The sequence below is a fragment of the Rhizobium sp. 268 genome, from assembly GCF_036571585.1.
GTDB classification, from domain to species: Bacteria; Pseudomonadota; Alphaproteobacteria; order Rhizobiales; family Rhizobiaceae; genus Rhizobium; species Rhizobium redzepovicii.
This window is the reverse complement of sequence record NZ_JAPPSO010000015.1, coordinates 56,515-74,209: the sequence shown is the minus strand read 5'-3', so window position 1 is coordinate 74,209 and position 17,695 is coordinate 56,515. Positions and strand designations below refer to the sequence as shown.

The window sequence follows — 17,695 nt, the reverse complement described above, 5'->3', positions numbered from 1 at the left end:
CAAGTGCCCTCGCGGCGTCGATTCGTTTTTCTTAGTATTGAACTCTGCCTGATAGCGGCAATTCATGACAGAAGTTTTCGGCTGCTGCGTCTCAAGCGAAAGGCCGCAGTCGAAACCCGCGAAAAATTATCGGCCGAATGCGAAAGATTTGATTTCCAACGGTAAATATGTTCGCCTGAGAGAAAGAACCGATCGGGCTTAGGAGGAGCATATGGCCGAGACCGTCGAAAGCAGGGCCGTGGAGCTGGAGATCCGCGGAAAGAAACGCACCTTCGATGTCGACGATCCCGTCCTGCCGGACTGGGTGGATGAACACGCACTAGAATCCGGCGACTTTCCCCACAAGAAGAAGCTGAAGGAAGAGGACTATGTCGAGCAGCTGGAAAAGCTGCAGGTGGAACTCGTCAAGGTACAGTTCTGGTTGCAGGCATCAGGTAAGCGGGTGATGGCGCTGTTCGAGGGGCGGGATGCGGCCGGCAAAGGCGGCGCGATCTCGGCCTCCTCGGAGAATATGAACCCCCGCCTTGCCCGCGTCGTGGCGCTGACCAAGCCGACCGAGCGCGAACAGGGGCAATGGTATTTCCAGCGTTATGTCGCGCAGTTCCCGACCGCAGGCGAATTCGTGCTATTCGACCGCTCCTGGTACAACCGCGCCGGCGTCGAGCCGGTCATGGGCTTCTGCACGCCGCAGCAATACGAGGATTTTCTCAAGCAGGCACCACAGCTCGAAAAGATTATCGCCCATGAGGGCATCTTCTTCTTCAAATTCTATCTCGATATAGGCCGCGAAATGCAGCTGAAGCGCTTCCACGACCGCAGGCACGATCCGCTGAAAGTCTGGAAACTGTCGTCGATGGATATCGCCGCACTGACGAAATGGGACGACTACAGCGAAAAGCGCGACCGGATGCTGAAGGAAACCCATACGGATTTCGCGCCTTGGACTGTGATCCGCGCCAACGACAAGCGGCGGACGCGCCTCGAACTCATCCGCCACATGCTGAACAGAATGGATTATGACGGCAAGGACAGACAGGCGCTCGGCACGGTCGACGAGCAGATCATCGGCTCAGGGCCTGGTTTCCTGAAGTAGGCGACGAGCCGGAGCCACCGGCTTTGCCGGGGCTGGGGCCATCGGCTTTGCCGAGGCTGGGATCATTGCCCCGGCAGGATGCGGATGGCGAAGAGGTTGATGCCGCGCGCCTTGCCGTCGAGATCGCTGTTGATCGTCAGCGTGCCCGGCGCATTCGGCGCCAGCGAACGGTCGAACTTCACCTGCAGCAGCGCATCCGACTTTTCGCGGGTGACGTTGAAGCGATGGCGGGCGCAATTGCCGAGCGACTGGAAATTGCATTCGACGGTGACCTGCGTCGGCTCGTCGGTTGTGGATTGCAGCGTCAGCGCGATGGTCGAGGATTTGCCGGCAAGCTGCTGCAGCACCGAGGCGGGAACGCTGATCGAGATATTACCGTCGGCCGCACCACTTTCTGAAATCAGGCGGACGGCGGGGCCGTCATTCTCGGCGATCTTTTCGGTGCGCGCCCGCGGGCCGCTCTGGACCTTGTCGGCGTCATCGGGCTTGAAGACGGGGATCCAATCGGCCGAAAAGCTGTTCTGCGGATCGATGGTCACCGGCTCGTCGGTATGAGGGGCCGCATTGCCGGCGCTGTCGTCATTGCCGGTGAAATCCTCCGGCTGGGTGCTCGCCGGCGGATTGGCGACGCTGGTGTCGCGCTCGGCGGCCGTCAAAAGCAGGCCCGACGTATGCGCCCACCAGGCGCCAATGCCGATGAAGGCGAGCAGGACGCACCAGACGAGAAGCCTGGAAAAGAACTTGCGCGGCTTGCGGCGGCCTGCCGCCCGCTCCGGGCGGAAATCCATGTCGGTGGCGCGCTGGCCGCGGGCAAGCCGCTCCTCGCCGATGGGAGCGGCGGCGAGATGATCGGCACTGCCGGCACGCACGTTGTCGAGGCTGAAATCGTCGCTGCGGCTGTGGGCCACCTCGGGAGCACGAGTCTCGCCGGTGGCCACGGGGCTGTCGATATGGTTGTCGATATCACCCGCATCAGCTTGATGGACCGGCGGCGCCGGCATTTCGACGACGGGCGGCACCGGCACCTCAGGCGGCCTCTGGCGCGGGTGAAGGCGGTCGCGCTCTTCGCTTTCGATGGCGTGGATGGTGCTTTCCAGGCGATGGCGATGATGGGCGACCACCTCGGTATCGGTAATATCCTGCTTGCGCAGGCCGGCTTCAAGCGCCTGGCGGGCCGACTGATAGATCCTCGCTCGAACCTCCGGATTGTCGCGATCGGAATTATCGAGCGCTGTTCTGATGGCCGTTTCTAATCCGCTCACGTCAAGTCCTTCACCTTGAACCCGGCATCGGACTGCAATCCCCGCCGTTCTCCATCAAAATTCGGTAGCGGCAAGCGCGTCAAACCGCAAGCCTTGCAGGCCCGGCTGCAGCGGATCGGCGGGGATAATCGCGAGGTTTCACCGCTTGCGGACCTTATTCTAATGGCTCTGTCGGCTGCATATATTCCGGCAGAAATCGACGAAGGCGTGGCAGCCGCTCTTTTATCGCCTTTTCTTCTCTGTTAAGAGATTGACGTTTTCGTAAACGTCAATGGATGCATGAACCATGGCCCTGCCCCCGATCCTGAGGGATAAATTGAGACTGCCGGTCATCGGCTCGCCGTTGTTCATCATCTCGCATCCCAAGCTGACGCTGGCGCAATGCAAGGCGGGTGTCATCGGCGCGTTTCCGGCGCTGAACGCCCGGCCGGAGAGCCAGCTCGACGAATGGCTGGCCGAGATCACCGAAGAGCTCGCCCGCCACGACGCCGCCCATCCCGACAGGCCGGCCGCCCCCTTTGCCGTCAATCAGATCGTCCATATGTCGAACAAGCGGCTGGAGCACGATCTGTCGCTCTGCGTCAAATACAAGGTACCAATCGTCATCTCCTCGCTCGGCGCCGTGCCCGAGGTCAACGCCGCCGTGCATTCCTATGGCGGCATCGTGCTGCACGACATTATCAACAACCGCCACGCCCATTCGGCAATCCGCAAGGGCGCCGACGGGCTGATTGCGGTGGCGGCCGGCGCCGGCGGCCATGCCGGCACATTGTCGCCCTTTGCGCTGATCCAGGAAATCCGCGAATGGTTCGACGGGCCGCTGCTGCTTGCCGGCGCGATTTCCACCGGCGGCGCCATCCTCGCCGCAGAGGCGATGGGCGCCGACATGGCCTATATCGGCTCGCCCTTCATCGCCACTGAAGAGGCGCGCGCCACCGAGGCCTACAAGCAGGCGATCGTCGAAGGCGCTGCCGGCGATATCGTCTATTCCAACTATTTCACCGGCGTGCACGGCAACTATCTGAAACCCTCGATCGTGGCTGCCGGCATGGACCCGGACAACCTGCCCGCCGCCGATGTCTCGAAGATGGATTTCGAGCAGGCGGTCGGCGGCGCCAAGGCCTGGAAGGACATCTGGGGCAGCGGCCAGGGCATCAGCGCTGTCAAAGCCGTCGAACCGGTTGCCAAACTCGTCGACCGGCTGGAGGCCGAATATAAGGCCGCCCGCGCCCGGCTGGCACTCTGAGGGCAGTCTTCCACACCCTGCCCTCTTTTTTGCCAAAGCCATGACAGAGCGCTTGAAATCTTCGGACAATGGCTGTATCAGCGCCATGCAAATCGCGGGCCGCATGCTTCGGCCGTGAAATGCCGCTTTAGCTCAGGTGGTAGAGCACATCATTCGTAATGATGGGGTCGCAGGTTCGAGTCCTGCAAGCGGCACCATTTTTTCCTCAATCGCGTGCTAACAACCTCCATTATAAGCCCCTTTTAATATCCTGCGTCCACCTTTAGCTACGTTTGGGCGCTCGGCAGGCAAGCTTCGACAGGTGGTGGGCATCTTCTCTCAACGCGGTCGGGCTGCCCTTCAGTTCGCATGAGCGGCTGGATGTCGATCGAGCGCGTGCAGGCCAGCAATTAGGAGGATTTATGCGGATATCGCTTTTGAGTATGGTAGTTTTCACCTTTGCTATGTCCTCGGCACAGGCCGAGGATTTCCCTCTTGCCTCATGTGCTGGGTGGGACGGAACGCTGGTCAGCAGGACCGGCACCGATTCACGCGCTGCGGTTATGGAAGGGAACGTCAATCAGGCCAACTTTCAGGAATATTGCGAGCGAGATCCGGGATACGAGACGGTCGCACATGGCGGGAAACTGACTGTTGAGCAGTGCGTGGCGATGTATCTGAAGGAAAATGGCAAAGACACTTACCGTTCCACCGCCGATTGCCGCAAGGGCACCCTGTCCTTCGTTCCTCCTGGCGGAGAACCGCTGCGGGCCACTTTCCCATTACCGGAGGATGCAGATGTGTCGTGCTCCTCAGGCATGCCGCCGCTGATCAAGCAGTTCACGATGCTTTGCCCTAAGGCGGCGCGAAAGTTTAAAATGCTGCAGGGCGAATGACTGTCCTGCGTAGGCTATAGATTCATTGAGCTGCCGGGTAGGCATAGACGGTCGGGATGGTCACGATCAGCGCCCCTAGCCGGCGCCTCGGATTGCTGAGGGCGGCATCGTTGATCAACCAGGGATGACGGGCTGCATGATGAGCAGGTGAAGCGGCCGCGCGACCAATTCCGCTCGGAACAATGCCGCCGCCGAGCCGGTTCTCCCCTTGAGACAAACGAGCATGGAGAACATCATGTCCTGCAAACTCATCGCAATATCCCTCCTTTCCATCAGCCTTGCCGGCTCGACCATGGCGCAGACGGCTGGTGGTGCAAATTCCAGCGGGCGGCTTTCGGTGGCGCCTGTTATCGGCGGCTCGGGAAGTTCCGGCTCAGGCTCGGCGGGCACCGGATCCGGCGGCACTGGTTCGGCGGGCAGCGGTTCCGTCGGCACCGATACCGGCACCACCGGCAGCACGAGCGGCAATGCCACGGGCACTGGCGGCGTCGAACTCAACATCGACCGCAGCACGATCAATCCCGGCGGGGTCAATCCTGATCTCAAGCCGACGCCGGGTTGCACCGCCGGCTCCGGGGATACCGGCTCGGGCGGCGAGGCCTGCCCGCAGTGAGGATAGGGCGGATGTCCGCCTGATTGGATAAGGGCCTGGGGCTGGGCGCCGGGCCTTCGTTTCGCTGCCGTCAAACCGCATAAGACAACGGTTGCCGTGAGAACTGCTTTACCGGCCGGTTTCCAGGACGTAATAGTACCACATCCCTCCGCAAGCGGCGATCGCCCTGCCCAGCCTGCCGTTTTCCGGCATCTGCGGAGCACCCGAAGAGGATCGTCATGTCGAATGCAGCGCATCGCTCGAACCGCGTGCTTGTCGTCGCCACCATCATGCTCGCCACTTTCATGGTGGCGATCGAGGCGACGATCGTGGCGACCGCGATGCCGCGCATCGTCGGGGAGCTCGGCGGCTTTTCCTATTACAGCTGGGTGTTTTCAGCCTTCCTGCTGGCACAGTCGACGACGACGGTTATCTACGGCAAGCTTTCCGACATCTTTGGGCGCAAGCCGGTGCTGATCGGCGGCATACTGATCTTCCTGGTCGGCTCTTTGCTCTGCGGGCTTGCCTGGTCGATGATGTCGCTGGTGCTGTTCCGGCTGCTGCAGGGGCTGGGCGCCGGGGCCATCCAGCCGGTGACGACGACGATCATCGGCGATCTCTTCAAGCTCGAGGAGCGCGGCCGCGTCCAGGGCTTCATGGCGACCGTCTGGGCGACCTCGGCTGTCGTCGGGCCGCTGGCCGGCGGCATCATCGTCGACAATATCTCCTGGGCCTGGATCTTCTGGATCAACCTGCCGATCGGCGTCATCTCAATCATCGCCTTCATGCTCTTCCTGAAGGAGGACGTGGCGCACAAGCAGGCAAAGATCGATTACCTCGGCTCGGTGCTGTTTTCGATCTCGATCGTGGCACTTCTCGTCATGCTGACGGAAACCGATGCCAGCGCCTGGATCCTGCTGTCGCTTTTCGCCGTCTTCGTGGTCTCGGGCATCCTTTTCCTGGCCCAGGAGAGGCGGGCGCCGGAGCCGATCATCTCGATCCCGCTGTGGAGCCGAAGGCTGATCGCGACCAGCAATGCGGCGACGCTGCTGGCCGGCATGGCGCTGATCGGGCTTTCGACAATCCTGCCGCTCTATGTGCAAGGCGTGCTCGGCCGCTCGCCTCTTGTCGCCGGCTTCACGCTCACCATGCTCGTCGTCGGCTGGCCTTTGGCGGTGATGCTCTCCGGCCGTTTCTACAGGGCCTTCGGCATCCAGCGCACCTTGCGCGTCGGCAGCCTGATGTTTCCCTTCGGCGCCTGTTTCCTGTTGTTCCTGACCCCCGACAGTTCGCCGATCGTTGCCGGCGCCGGCTCCTTCTTCATGGGCTTCGGCATGGGTCTCATCAGCCTCACCAGCATCGTGCTGGTGCAGGACAGCGTCGAATGGTCGATGCGCGGCAGCGCCACTTCGTCGATCATCTTTTCCCGCAGCCTCGGCAATACGCTCGGCGCCACCGTGCTGGGCGCCATCCTCAATGCCGGCATCAATCATTATGCGGGCGGCGAGGCGGCGGCCGGCCTGCATGCCGCGCTGAACCAGCCGACCGGGCTGTCGGCGCTCGCCGCCGACCCGGCGATCCGCGCCGTCTTCAATGCGGCGCTGCATTGGAGCTTCTGGGGCGTTGTGGTCGTCGCGGTGCTGACCTTCGTCACCACCTGGCTGATCCCGGTCGCGCATGGCCGGAAAAGCGGGGGCGCGGCTGTCGCAAGCGAGGCGACCTCGCATTAAACGATTCGGCTCTCGACGCTCAAGCCGGGCCTGACACGCCATCCCGGATATCGAAGCGAATAATCTTATCTGCTTCGATGCGGAAGACATGCGTGACGATCTTGTCCCGCAGGCCGTGGGTTTGCCCCTGCAGCGGCCGGCTGTCCAAGTCGAAGACCGACTGGATCACCTCGACGGCAAGGGCGCCGTCTTCGGTTTTTTCGAATGCGACCGGCTCGACATGCGGACTGATGACAGCCCACTGACGAGTCCAATAATCGCGCACGGCCTCACGGCCATGGATATGGCCGCCCTCCATGCCGTTGGCCCAGGTGACATCATCAGAAAGGACGGCAAGGACCGCGTCGATGTCTCTCGCATTGAAGCTGGCATAGATGCGCTTGATCATTTCGATGTCATTCTGCGGCATATCGCTTCCCCGATGGTGATTGAAACATTCGGTGTCGAAACGGCATTGTCGAAGACCGCTCATGGAGATATATACGTACATATATATCTTGTGGTCAAGCGCATGAGAACGGGGAAGCAGATGGGCGAAGACGTGCTGTCAACACCGGGGCATCTCATCAGTCTTGCGGCGCGGGGCTTTGCTCGGCTGAGCGAGATGCGCCTCAAACCGCTCGGCTTCGGTGTCGGCCAGTTGCCGGTGCTAGTGGCGCTTGGAGATGGCACGGCAAGCACGCAGCGAGACCTCGCCCGCTTTGCCAGGGTCGAGCAACCGCCGATGGCACAAATGCTCGCCCGCATGGAGCGGGACGGCTTGATCGAACGGACGCGCGACCCGGCTGACGGGCGCAGCAGCCACATCGTGCTGACGAAGGCGGCGCGGGAAGGCATGCCGGAAGCTGTTGCGGCCTTGTTCCAGGGAAACAGCGAGGCATTGGCAGGGTTTACGGAGGCGGAAGCGGCACAGCTCGTCGATCTGCTCAAGCGGCTGATCGACAATCTGGATCGGATTGCCGGCGCGGAGGCTTCGGCGGGCGAGCGGTAACCGCCATATCCTGGGCACAGAATTATAGGCAATATGGGACTTATGAGAGGAACGCTTATGCACAAAGGATCCTGTTTGTGTGGCGCCGTAACTTTTGAGATCGAGGGCGGTTTGCAAGCGCCAGACGCCTGCCACTGCTCCAAATGCCGAAAACAATCCGGGCACTTTTTCGCTTCAACCGACGTACCTCGACGTCAGATCACGATCCAAGGAGACAAACATATCACCTGGTATCAATCCTCGGAAAAGGTGAGGCGTGGATTTTGCACGATATGCGGATCATCTTTGTTTTGGGATCCACCGCATCGAGACTGGATTGCTGTCGCGATGGGTGCATTTGATAGCCCGACCGAAACCAAACTAAAAATGCATATCTTTGTCGCTGATAAGGGCGACTACTACGATATCACCGACAACCTCCCCCAGAATGAGCAATAGAAAACGAAGGCCCACCGGGCACCGCGACCAAGCGAAAGCCAGGTTCTCTTCAGGGGCTGCGCCTCTTGTTCGAGGCCGTGCCGGCCTTTCGCGGGGAGCGACGGTTCTCCAGAACGCGTGACAGCAAGTTCCGTTTTCTCTTGCGCTTGATGAGGTCGATATCGCTGACGAGCTTTGCGCCGCCCTCGCGCCGTTCCAGGGTGATCTTGCGGCTATGGAAGACTTCGAGCTCGGCGCGATGCGCGACGCTGATGATGGTCACCTCCGGCAATTCATGGATCACCATCTGCATCATCTTATCCTGGCTCTTTTCGTCGAGTGCCGAGGTCGCTTCATCGAGCACGATGATATCGGGCGTATGCAGCAGCAGGCGCGCAAAGGCGAGCCGCTGCTTTTCGCCGCCCGACAGGGTCTGGTCCCATGGCGCGTCTTCCTCGATCTTGTCGTTCAGGTAAGCCAGTCCCACCTTGTCGAGGGCCGCCTTGATCTCATCGGACGTCCAGCTATCGGCAGCGCCGGGATAGGCGACTGCGCGGCGCAGCGTCCCGGAAGGAATGTAGGGTCGTTGCGGCAGCATGAACAAGCGGCGGTCGGCGTGGAAATTGACGCTGCCGTCACCCCAGGGCCAAAGACCGGCGATGGCCCGCACCAGTGTGCTCTTGCCAGAACCGGATTCTCCGGAGACGAGCACCCGCTCGCCGGGTTCGATCGCCACCCGGGTTTCCGTGACCACGGCGGTGCCGTCGTCGAGCGAGACGGAGAGATCGTTCAGGCTGAGCATCGCCTCGCCTTCCGTTTCGCCGCGCTTGATGCGGCCGAGCGCGTCGCTCTGTTCGGCCCGCTCCAGCCCGTCGAGCGACATCATCAGCGACGCGATGCGGCGGGCGCAGGCGTTCCAATCGGCAAGGCGGGGATAGTTGTCGACCAGCCATCCGAACGCGCCCTGGACGATGGCGAAGGCTGAGGCTGCCTGCATGACCTGTCCGAGCGTCATGCTGCCTTCGAGAAATTTTGGAGCGCACAGCAACACCGGCACGACCGGGGCAATCAGCATGGATCCATGCGACACCAGCGTCGTGCGCATGTGCTGGCGGGCAAGCAGCGCCCATTGCCCGAGCACATTGGCGAAGGTCTTGTGGAGGTCGTTGCGCTCCTCCTCTTCGCCGCCGAGCAAGGCTATGCTCTCGCCGTTTTCGCGCACATGCGTCAGCGTATATCGAAATTCGGCTTCGGTTTGATTTTTGGCCTCGGAGACCTGGACGAAACGGCGGCCGATGAATGCCATCGAACTGGAGGTGATTGCGGCATAGAGGACTGCGGTGACGACGAGAAAGCCGGGAATGGTGACGGTGAAGCCTGCGATCGGCAGCGTCAACGCCCCGCCGATCGTCCAAAGCACGACAATGAAGGTGGAGGCCGCCAGGAATGCGGAAATGACCCCGGCGATGAAATCGACAGGGGCTTCGGTGGCAATCCGCAAATCCTCCGAAATACGCGCTTCGGGGTTCTTGTGGTCGCCGCCGATCAGGTTCAGCTGATAATAGCGGCCGTTTGCCAGCCAGCGTCCGATGACGGCGGTCGTCAGCCAGGACCGCCAGCGGCGCTGGATCATCATGCGAAGCGCGACCTGGGTGGTGACGACCGCGACGGTGCCGAGCACCAGCGGCACGAAGACGGCGCTCAGAAAATAGACGGTGCCGGCATCATGTCGCTCGATGGCATCGAAAATCCCCCGATTCCACAGATTGATTCCATATTGGAAGCCGACATTGATGCCGATTAGCGCCAGCAGCCCGAGTGTGCACGGCCAGGCGAACTTGTCGCCGCCGCGGCCCCAGTAATGGCGCGCGCTGATCCAGAAACGCTTGAGCAGATACTTCTTGCGCGCCTGCTCCGCCTCCTCGGGCGTGAGTTCCGGACCGGGTTCGACGACATCTGGAGGTGGAAGATCTGGCGGCGGCACGGCCTCGGCAGTCGATGGCTTATCCTCGGCCGTCGTCTCGGAACCCTGCGGTTCGGTGTCGTCGACCGATTTCGGTTTAAGTTTTGCGCCGCTCATAAGCACGATAACGGCTTATGGATCAGAAGGTTTCATCGTGCCGAAGTTTGGCGTTGTGCCGTATGGCCCCTCATCCGCCCCTGCGGGCCACCTTCTCCCCGTTGGGGAGAAGAGGGAGCAAGATGCGCCGACACTGCCCAAACGAACGCGCCTGTCCAAAGACACCCCATTCAATGGAATCGTTGGCGAAGCGGCATTCTCCCCTCTTCTCCCCAGCGGGGAGAAGGTGACCCGAGGGTCGGATGAGGGGGCTGCACGGCACGCCCTTTGTCGATTTTCGCTTACGCTCAGCCACTGTCGGTCGCCATCTGCGGCAGGGATTGCAACAGGGTCTGGCGGGCGGAGCGCAGGTGGATGCGGCAGGCTTTCTCGATTGCGGCCTGGTCGCCGGATTCGAGCGCTGCGATGTAATCCAGATGTTCGTGGATGGCGCGCTCGTTGCGTTCGCGGGCGGCGGTCTTGTTCCACTGGTAGTGATAGTGGAAGACGATGGCGATGGCGTCGTAGAAATCGGCGATGAAGCGGTTCTTCGAGGCGCGGTGGATCAGCAGGTGGAAGCGTTCGTCGAGGACGGAGAAATCCTTGAAGCGCTGGTTGATGTCGGCAAGCATGGCGTGATGTTCGTCACGGATGGCGGCGAGATCGGTCCAGGCCTGGCTGTCCCTGGCAAGCCGGCCGAATTCGGCAGCGGAATGCAGCTCGAACATCTCGCGCACATCGGCCAATTCGAGGGCGAATTCGCGGGTGAAGCCTTTCAGCGTCCAGTGGCTGTTCGGCCGTTTCTCGATGAGGCCGAAGCGGGAAAAGCGGATCAGGAACTCGCGCACGCTTGTCGTGCCGGTGCCGATCTCGCGGGCAAGTTCCAGCTCGTTGATCTGCATGCCGGGGGCGGCATCATCGGCAAGGATGCGCTGCATGAAGCTGCGCTCGATGATGTCATGCAGGGAGTCGGTTTCTTCGGAGGGAAAGAGGTCGCGGTCTGTGGGCTGGCGCAGTACGATCTTCTGGCGCTTGTTCCAGCGGATGATGCCTTCCTCGCTGAGGCGGGTCAGGATGGCGCGCGCGGTGGAGCGGCTGACGCCGAGCTGGGCGGCGATCTCCGGCTCAGAGGGCAGTGCGGTATCCGTGCGCAGAGCCACGGCATACCTGTTGTAGGCTTCCTTGAAGACCGTATTCTGCCTTGCCACCAGACCCCCGCTTTCCGCCCTCGTGCGCAATCGCCTCTGCATAGCAGGGCAAACAGACCGGGGCTTGTTCAAACGACCTTTAGCTTATTTCCAGTCGCCTGCGGCTCATTGCCTCCCTCGTCCACAGGATCAATATTCCCGTTGACTTGAAAATGTTTATTGTAGATAAAAAACAAAATCAATGCGCATTCGCCGGTGCAGCGAGTGTTTCCTGAATTCAAGAGTTGGAGCATGATGTCGTCCGAAACCGCTTAGATTTTTCGGTGTCATGCTCTGGGGAGAAGAGACTTGGACAAACTGCCTTGGATCATCCTGTCGGCCGGTGACAATGTCGCGGTCGCAACGGCGGCCATCGCGCCGGGTTCGACGGTTGCCGGCATTGAAACCCGTGAAAAAATCGACCCCGGCCACAAGGTGGCGATCGCCGATATTCCGCTCGGCACCGCCGTGGTGAAATACGGACAGGCGATCGGCCGCACGACGGCGGAGGTCAAGGCCGGCGACCATGTGCACAGCCACAATCTGCATTTCGAAAACGACCGGCTGGCTGCGACCGCCAATTCGGCGCCGGAGACAGCGTCGAGCGAAGACAAGGCGCGCACCTTCATGGGCTATCGCCGCGCCGACGGGCGGGCTGCAACGCGCAACTATATCGGCATCATCGCCAGCGTGAACTGTTCCACCACGGTCTGCCGGGCGATCGCCGACGAGGCGAACCGGACAATCCTGCCGCATTATGACGGCATCGACGGCTTCGTGCCGATCGTGCATGACCAGGGCTGCGGCATGAGCTCGACCGGCGACGGCATGAACGTGCTGCACCGGACGCTGGCCGGCTATACAAGACATGTGAATTTCGGCGGCGTGCTGATGATCGGCCTCGGTTGCGAGGTCAACCAGTTGACGCTATACGGCCAGAGCGGTGCGGGTGCCTCCAAGCGGCATTTCAACATTCAGGATGCCGGCGGATCGCGCCGCGCGGTCGAGCGGGCCATGGGCATGCTGCGCGAAATTGCGGCCGATGTCGGCAGGGAAAAGCGTGTGCCGATGTCGGTCAGCGAGATCATCATCGGCTTGCAATGCGGCGGCTCGGACGGCTTTTCCGGCATCACCGCCAATCCGGCGCTGGGTGTCGCGGCCGATCTGCTGGCAGCCACCGGCGGCACGGCAATCCTGTCGGAAACCTCGGAAATCTATGGCGCCGAACATCTGCTGCGCAGCCGCGCCGTCAGCGACGAGGTGGCCAAGAAACTCGACGAGAAAATCGCCTGGTGGGAGGATTATGTCGCCCTGCACGGCGCCTCGCTGGACAACAACCCCTCACCCGGCAACAAACGCGGCGGCCTCACCACCATTCTGGAAAAGTCGCTCGGCGCCGTCGCCAAGGGCGGCCGCTCGCCGCTGACGGCGGTCTATGGTTATGCCGAGCGGGTCACCGCCCCCGGCCTCGTCTTCATGGACACTCCAGGCTACGACCCGGTCTCGGCAACCGGCCAGGTGGCCGGCGGGGCGAACATGATCGCCTTTACCACAGGCCGCGGCAGCTGCTTCGGCTGCCGGCCGGCGCCGTCGCTGAAGCTTTCCAGCAATTCGGCCCTCTATGCCTCGATGGAAGAGGATATGGACATCGATTGCGGCACGATCGCCACCGGTGACGCGACGATCAGCGGCAAGGGCCGCGAGATCTTCGAGCTGATCGTCGACACGGCCTCCGGCAAGAAGACCAAGAGCGAACTCTTCGGCTATGGCGACAATGAATTCGTGCCCTGGCATCTGGGGGCTACGCTCTAGTCCTTTGTTTTACGCAATTCCCGGAAAGCCCGCTTCGCGGTTTCCGGGAATGGCCAGAGAATTTCACGTTCTTCGCCAGGAGGCATGATGAAAACGAGACGGATCGGCAAGACCAAGCTTGAGGTGACCGAAATCAGCTTCGGCGCCGCAGCGCTCGGCGGCCTCTACCGCGCCTGCCCGCGCCAGCAGGCGATGGACACGCTGCAGGCGGCCTGGGACAGCGGCATCCGCTATTTCGACGTGGCGCCCTGGTACGGGCTCGGCCTGGCCGAACGCCGCGTCGGCGATTTCCTGCGCGACCAGCCTGATGGCTCATACGTGCTGTCGACCAAGGTCGGCCGGCTGCTCAGGCCGGTGCCGACCGGAACCGTGCCCGATTACAGCTATGTCGATCCGCTGTCCTTCGATGCCGATTACGACTATTCCTATGACGGCATCATGCGCTCGGTCGAGTTCAGCTATGCACGCCTCGGCCTCAACCGCATCGACATTCTCTACGTCCACGATATCGGCGTCTATACGCATGGCGCGGCGAAGAATGCCGTCTACCAGAAGCAGCTGCTCGATTCCGGCATCAAGGCGCTGGAAGAACTGAAATCCTCGGGCGCGATCTCCGCCTTCGGCCTCGGCGTCAACGAAGTGCCCGTCTGCCTCGACGTCATGCGCAACGCCGATCTCGACTGCATTCTGATGGCCGGCCGCTACACCCTGCTCGACCGCTCGGCGGTCGCCGAACTTTTGCCGCTCTGCCGGCAGAAGGGCACGTCGCTGGTCGTCGGCGGCGTCTTCAACTCAGGCATTCTCGCCACCGGCCCGGTGCCCGGTTCACATTTCGACTATATGCCGGCCGATGACGAGGTGCTTGCCAAGGTCGGCGCCATGGAGGCGATCGCCAAGCGCCACGGCGTGCCGCTGGCAGCACCCGCCCTGCAGTTTCCGCTGCTCGAACCGATCGTCGCATCGGTGCTGATCGGCACGGCCAAACCGTCGAGCCTGACGCGCAACATGGAAATCGTCGAACCACGGCTTGCCGACGAGATCTATGCCGAATTCGAACCCTATACGCTGGTCGCGCCGCCGCTCGGCGCCGAAGCGGTCCGAGTCTGAGGAGACATTATGCTGAAGGGTATTCATCCGCTGCTCGGCCCCGACCTGCTCCATGCGCTGAAGACGATGGGGCATGGCGACGATATCGTCATTTCGGACGCTAATTTTCCCTCAGGCTCGATGGGCCCGCCGGTCATCCGCGCCGACGGCGTCAGCGCCACCGCGATGGCTGAAGCGATCCTCGCCCATATGCCGCTCGACACTTTCGTGCCGGAAGCGGCCTGGCGGATGGAGGTGGTCGGCGACCCGCACGCCATGCCGGAGGTGTGCGCCGAGTTCCAACAGATCGTTGCCAGGCGCGCCGGCGATTTTGCGATCGTGCCGGTCGAACGCTTCGCCTTTTACGCGATGGCCCGCAAGGCTGCCTATATCGTCGCGACGACGGAATTCCGGCTCTACGGCAACCTGATTTTGAAAAAGGGCGTCGTGCATCCGCATGAGGTCGATCTCGGCTGATACCTACTTTAGGTTATCGTTGTATTGAAATGAAATCAGTTGCTTGGCAGGAGTTTACCAAAGCAAAAAAGCCGGATCGGCGCTCTTGCAATTTGATTGCGCCTCAGCTAGCTTCTGCCTGCAAATGTTTTTTATCGATAAAAATCGCCCGCCTGCGTTCAGCGGCCGATTTATTCGGAGGAGAACGCATCTTGAGAGGAGAACCCTTATGACCATCATGAAATCCCTTCTGTCGCGCCGCGCCTTTACCGCGCTTGCCGGCGCTGCCGTTATCGCCACGGCGATGCCGGTCACGTCCTTTGCCGCCGATGTGACGATCCCGATCATCGTCAAGGACACGACGTCCTTCTACTGGCAGATCGTTCTGGCCGGCGCCCGCAAGGCCGGCAAGGATCTCGGCGTCAACGTGCCGGAGCTCGGCGCCCAGGCCGAATCCGACATCAACGGCCAGATCAGCATTCTGGAGAACGCCGTTGCCGGCAAGCCGGCCGCCATCGTCATCTCGCCGACCGAATTCAAGGCGCTCGGCAAGCCGATCGATGAAGCCGCCAAGTCGGTACCGATCATCGGCATCGACTCAGGTGCCGATTCCAAGGCATTCAAGTCGTTCCTGACGACGGACAACGTCCAGGGCGGCCGCATCGCAGCCGACGGTCTTGCCGCCGCGATCAAGGAGATGACGGGCAAGGAAGAAGGCGAAATCGTCATCCTCACCAATCTTCCCGGCGTCGGCTCGCTGGAACAGCGCCGCGAAGGCTTCCTGGATCAGATCAAGACCAAGCATCCCGGTCTCAAGGTCATCGCCGACAAATACGGTGACGGCCAGGCAACCACCGGCCTCAACATGATGACCGACCTGATCACGGCCAATCCGAAGCTCGTCGGCGTCTTCGCCTCGAACCTCATACTGGCACAGGGCGTTGGCCAGGCGATCGCCGAAAACAAGCTCGGCGACAAGATCAAGGTCATCGGCTTCGACAGCGACGACAAGACGGTTGGCTTCCTCAAGGACGGCGCCATTGCCGGCCTCGTCGTCCAGGACCCCTATCGCATGGGCTATGACGGCGTGAAGACCGCGCTTGCCGTCTCCAAGGGCGAAAAGGTTCCGGAAAATGTCGATACCGGCGCCAACCTCGTCACCAAGGCGAACATGGCCGATCCGAAGATCGACGCGCTCCTGAACCCGAAGATCAAGTAATCCGACAAGAACGGGCCGCGCCGGCTTTCTAAAAACCGGCGCGGCCTTTTCCATCCATGCTATGGTTTGCCAGGGTGGAAATGAGACGACCAAGAAGAGGAGAGGTCCATGATCGGACTGGAAGAGGTCAGTCATCGCCATGATGACAGCGCCACGCTGAAAGAAGCCAATCGCATCCCGACCGGATCGCCTATCCTCGAACTTAAGGGCCTGCAAAAGAATTACGGTCATGTCCAGGCGCTGAAGCCGGCGACGCTGACCTTTCTGGCCGGAGAGATCCACGCCATCGTCGGCGAAAACGGCGCCGGCAAATCCACCCTGATCAAATTGCTCACCGGCGTCATTACCCGCACGGCCGGCGAGGTCCTGTGGTGCGGCCATCCGGTAGGACTGTCGACCCCGAACGAGGCGATCGCCCGCGGCATCAACGCCGTCCACCAGGAAGTCGTGCTCTGCCGGCACCTGACGGTCGCCGCCAACCTCTTCCTCGGCGACGAGGTCAACCGCTACGGCCTGATGCGCAAGAAGCAGATGGTGAAAATGGCGCAGGCCGTGCTCGACGATCTCGGCTTCGGCCTGCCGGCGGCCGCGCTTCTGAGCTCACTGACCATCGGCCAGCAGCAGTTGGTGGCAACCGCGCGGGCGGCGATGCGCGGCACCCAGTTCCTGATCTTCGACGAACCGACAGCCTATCTGACGCGCCAGGAATCCGCACAGCTGTTCAAGCTGATCCGCCGGCTGCAAGGCGAAGGCGTCACCATCGTCTATATCAGCCACCGCATGGAGGAAGTCTTCGAACTGGCCGACCGTGTCTCGGTGCTGCGCGACGGCACGCATGTCGGCACACGGCTGATCGGCGAGACCAACGATGCTGAGCTGATCGCTTTGATGATCAACCGCTCGATCGAGCAGATCTACCACAAGGAAGAGATTGCGATCGGCGGGACGATCGTCGAGGTCAAGGGGCTTTCGGGTCCGGGCTTCGAGGACGTGTCGCTCAGCGTCAAAGCCGGGCAGATTGTCGGGCTCTACGGGCTGATCGGCGCCGGACGCAGCGAATTCGCGCTCGGCCTCTACGGACGCCAGCCGATCAGCGCCGGTGACATCGAATGGATGGGCAAGCGCGTCGATATCCGAAACGAACGCACGGCGATGGAACTCGGCATTGCGCTGGCGCCGGAAAGCCGGCGCGACCAGGGGCTTTGCCTCAACCTGCCGATCGGCCTCAACATCAACCTGCCGGTCTTCGGGCGCCTTAGCCAAGGACCAGTGATCAGTCATACGCGCGAAGCGGCCAATGCCGACAAGCAGATCCGCGATCTCAGCATCAAGACGCCGAGCCGGCGCGTGCCGGCCTCCAGCATGTCGGGCGGCAACCAGCAGAAGATCGTCATCGGCAAGTGGCTGAGCCACGGCGCAAGACTGTTCATCTTCGACGAGCCGACCGTCGGCGTCGACGTCGGCACCAAGGCGGAAATCTACAGGCTGTTCGCCAAGCTTCTGAAGGAGGGGGCGGGCATCATCCTGATTTCCTCCTACCTGCCTGAAGTCTACGAACTGGCCGACCGGCTGCACGTCTTCCGCGGCGGCAAGCTCGTCGCCAGCCATGATTTCCACGCGGCGACGCATGAACAAGTGCTCAGCGAAGCGATCGGCGTCTGAGCACAAGC

16 protein-coding genes and 1 tRNA gene are annotated in these 17,695 nt (G+C 61.7%); 13 read left to right on the top strand and 4 right to left on the bottom strand.

Annotation, left to right across the window (positions count from 1 at the left end; genetic code table 11):
* The first annotated feature begins 211 nt into the window (after nt 1–211).
* Entirely contained in the window at nt 212–1,093 is an 882-nt protein-coding gene (ppk2, locus tag OS035_RS26245; protein ID WP_097624767.1) for a polyphosphate kinase 2, read from the top strand.
* A gap of 62 nt (nt 1,094–1,155) precedes the next feature.
* Here ppk2 and OS035_RS26240 read toward each other — a convergent pair whose 3' ends face one another.
* On the bottom strand, nt 1,156–2,355 hold the full coding sequence (locus OS035_RS26240; RefSeq protein WP_331814234.1) for a regulator: 1,200 nt from the start codon (nt 2,353–2,355) through the stop codon (nt 1,156–1,158).
* A 286-nt stretch (nt 2,356–2,641) separates the two neighbouring features.
* Here OS035_RS26240 and OS035_RS26235 point away from each other — a divergent pair, with 286 nt between their 5' ends.
* From OS035_RS26235 to OS035_RS26215, 5 genes are all read left to right on the top strand, one after another.
* Nucleotides 2,642–3,601 (top strand): NAD(P)H-dependent flavin oxidoreductase, encoded by a 960-nt coding sequence (locus tag OS035_RS26235; protein WP_097624765.1) that lies wholly within the window; start codon nt 2,642–2,644, stop codon nt 3,599–3,601.
* Nucleotides 3,602–3,722: 121 nt separating this feature from the next.
* Nucleotides 3,723–3,798 (top strand) — tRNA-Thr (locus OS035_RS26230).
* A gap of 204 nt (nt 3,799–4,002) precedes the next feature.
* On the top strand, nt 4,003–4,476 hold the full coding sequence (locus tag OS035_RS26225) for a hypothetical protein (protein ID WP_183779273.1): 474 nt from the start codon (nt 4,003–4,005) through the stop codon (nt 4,474–4,476).
* A 235-nt stretch (nt 4,477–4,711) separates the two neighbouring features.
* Entirely contained in the window at nt 4,712–5,089 is a 378-nt protein-coding gene (locus tag OS035_RS26220) for a hypothetical protein (protein WP_097624763.1), read from the top strand.
* Between the two features lie 218 nt (nt 5,090–5,307).
* The gene (locus tag OS035_RS26215) at nt 5,308–6,798 is read left to right on the top strand and encodes an MDR family MFS transporter (protein ID WP_097624762.1); all 1,491 of its coding nucleotides are present in this window, start codon (nt 5,308–5,310) and stop codon (nt 6,796–6,798) included.
* Nucleotides 6,799–6,817: 19 nt separating this feature from the next.
* Here OS035_RS26215 and OS035_RS26210 read toward each other — a convergent pair whose 3' ends face one another.
* Nucleotides 6,818–7,207: a nuclear transport factor 2 family protein gene (locus OS035_RS26210; RefSeq protein WP_097624761.1), complete on the bottom strand. Its 390-nt coding sequence runs from the start codon at nt 7,205–7,207 to the stop codon at nt 6,818–6,820.
* Nucleotides 7,208–7,327: 120 nt separating this feature from the next.
* Between OS035_RS26210 and OS035_RS26205 the strand changes: the two genes are divergently transcribed.
* Complete coding sequence (locus tag OS035_RS26205) at nt 7,328–7,789, top strand: MarR family winged helix-turn-helix transcriptional regulator (protein WP_097624760.1); 462 nt, start codon at nt 7,328–7,330, stop codon at nt 7,787–7,789.
* 57 nt (nt 7,790–7,846) lie between these two features.
* Entirely contained in the window at nt 7,847–8,227 is a 381-nt protein-coding gene (locus OS035_RS26200; RefSeq protein ID WP_097624759.1) for a GFA family protein, read from the top strand.
* A 49-nt stretch (nt 8,228–8,276) separates the two neighbouring features.
* On the opposite strand, the gene OS035_RS26195 is transcribed toward OS035_RS26200, so the two are convergent.
* Together OS035_RS26195 and OS035_RS26190 are read right to left on the bottom strand one after the other, a co-directional pair.
* Nucleotides 8,277–10,286, bottom strand: a complete 2,010-nt coding sequence (locus OS035_RS26195) for an ABC transporter ATP-binding protein/permease (RefSeq protein ID WP_097624758.1) — start codon at nt 10,284–10,286, stop codon at nt 8,277–8,279.
* Between the two features lie 287 nt (nt 10,287–10,573).
* Nucleotides 10,574–11,473 (bottom strand): GntR family transcriptional regulator, encoded by a 900-nt coding sequence (locus tag OS035_RS26190; protein ID WP_097624757.1) that lies wholly within the window; start codon nt 11,471–11,473, stop codon nt 10,574–10,576.
* Between the two features lie 288 nt (nt 11,474–11,761).
* Between OS035_RS26190 and OS035_RS26185 the strand changes: the two genes are divergently transcribed.
* From OS035_RS26185 to OS035_RS26165, 5 genes are all read left to right on the top strand, one after another.
* Nucleotides 11,762–13,264 (top strand): UxaA family hydrolase, encoded by a 1,503-nt coding sequence (locus tag OS035_RS26185; protein WP_097624756.1) that lies wholly within the window; start codon nt 11,762–11,764, stop codon nt 13,262–13,264.
* A gap of 87 nt (nt 13,265–13,351) precedes the next feature.
* Complete coding sequence (locus tag OS035_RS26180; protein WP_097624755.1) at nt 13,352–14,371, top strand: aldo/keto reductase; 1,020 nt, start codon at nt 13,352–13,354, stop codon at nt 14,369–14,371.
* Between the two features lie 9 nt (nt 14,372–14,380).
* Nucleotides 14,381–14,827 carry an RbsD/FucU family protein gene (locus OS035_RS26175; RefSeq protein WP_097624754.1) on the top strand — a complete coding sequence of 149 codons (447 nt, stop codon included), beginning with the start codon at nt 14,381–14,383 and terminating at the stop codon, nt 14,825–14,827.
* 208 nt (nt 14,828–15,035) lie between these two features.
* Entirely contained in the window at nt 15,036–16,025 is a 990-nt protein-coding gene (locus OS035_RS26170; RefSeq protein ID WP_097624753.1) for an ABC transporter substrate-binding protein, read from the top strand.
* Nucleotides 16,026–16,133: 108 nt separating this feature from the next.
* Entirely contained in the window at nt 16,134–17,687 is a 1,554-nt protein-coding gene (locus OS035_RS26165; protein WP_097624752.1) for a sugar ABC transporter ATP-binding protein, read from the top strand.
* Nucleotides 17,688–17,695: the final 8 nt, after the last annotated feature.

Excerpts from the sequence above, each read along its gene's own strand:
- ppk2 (WP_097624767.1), top strand. The coding sequence starts at position 212 with ATGGCCGAGACCGTCGAAAGCAGGGCCGTGGAGCTGGAGATCCGCGGA.
- OS035_RS26235 (WP_097624765.1), top strand. The coding sequence starts at position 2,642 with ATGGCCCTGCCCCCGATCCTGAGGGATAAATTGAGACTGCCGGTCATC.
- OS035_RS26225 (WP_183779273.1), top strand. The coding sequence starts at position 4,003 with ATGCGGATATCGCTTTTGAGTATGGTAGTTTTCACCTTTGCTATGTCC.
- OS035_RS26220 (WP_097624763.1), top strand. The coding sequence starts at position 4,712 with ATGTCCTGCAAACTCATCGCAATATCCCTCCTTTCCATCAGCCTTGCC.
- OS035_RS26215 (WP_097624762.1), top strand. The coding sequence starts at position 5,308 with ATGTCGAATGCAGCGCATCGCTCGAACCGCGTGCTTGTCGTCGCCACC.
- OS035_RS26210 (WP_097624761.1), bottom strand. The coding sequence starts at position 7,207 with ATGCCGCAGAATGACATCGAAATGATCAAGCGCATCTATGCCAGCTTC.
- OS035_RS26205 (WP_097624760.1), top strand. The coding sequence starts at position 7,328 with ATGGGCGAAGACGTGCTGTCAACACCGGGGCATCTCATCAGTCTTGCG.
- OS035_RS26200 (WP_097624759.1), top strand. The coding sequence starts at position 7,847 with ATGCACAAAGGATCCTGTTTGTGTGGCGCCGTAACTTTTGAGATCGAG.
- OS035_RS26195 (WP_097624758.1), bottom strand. The coding sequence starts at position 10,286 with ATGAGCGGCGCAAAACTTAAACCGAAATCGGTCGACGACACCGAACCG.
- OS035_RS26180 (WP_097624755.1), top strand. The coding sequence starts at position 13,352 with ATGAAAACGAGACGGATCGGCAAGACCAAGCTTGAGGTGACCGAAATC.
- OS035_RS26175 (WP_097624754.1), top strand. The coding sequence starts at position 14,381 with ATGCTGAAGGGTATTCATCCGCTGCTCGGCCCCGACCTGCTCCATGCG.
- OS035_RS26170 (WP_097624753.1), top strand. The coding sequence starts at position 15,036 with ATGACCATCATGAAATCCCTTCTGTCGCGCCGCGCCTTTACCGCGCTT.
- OS035_RS26165 (WP_097624752.1), top strand. The coding sequence starts at position 16,134 with ATGATCGGACTGGAAGAGGTCAGTCATCGCCATGATGACAGCGCCACG.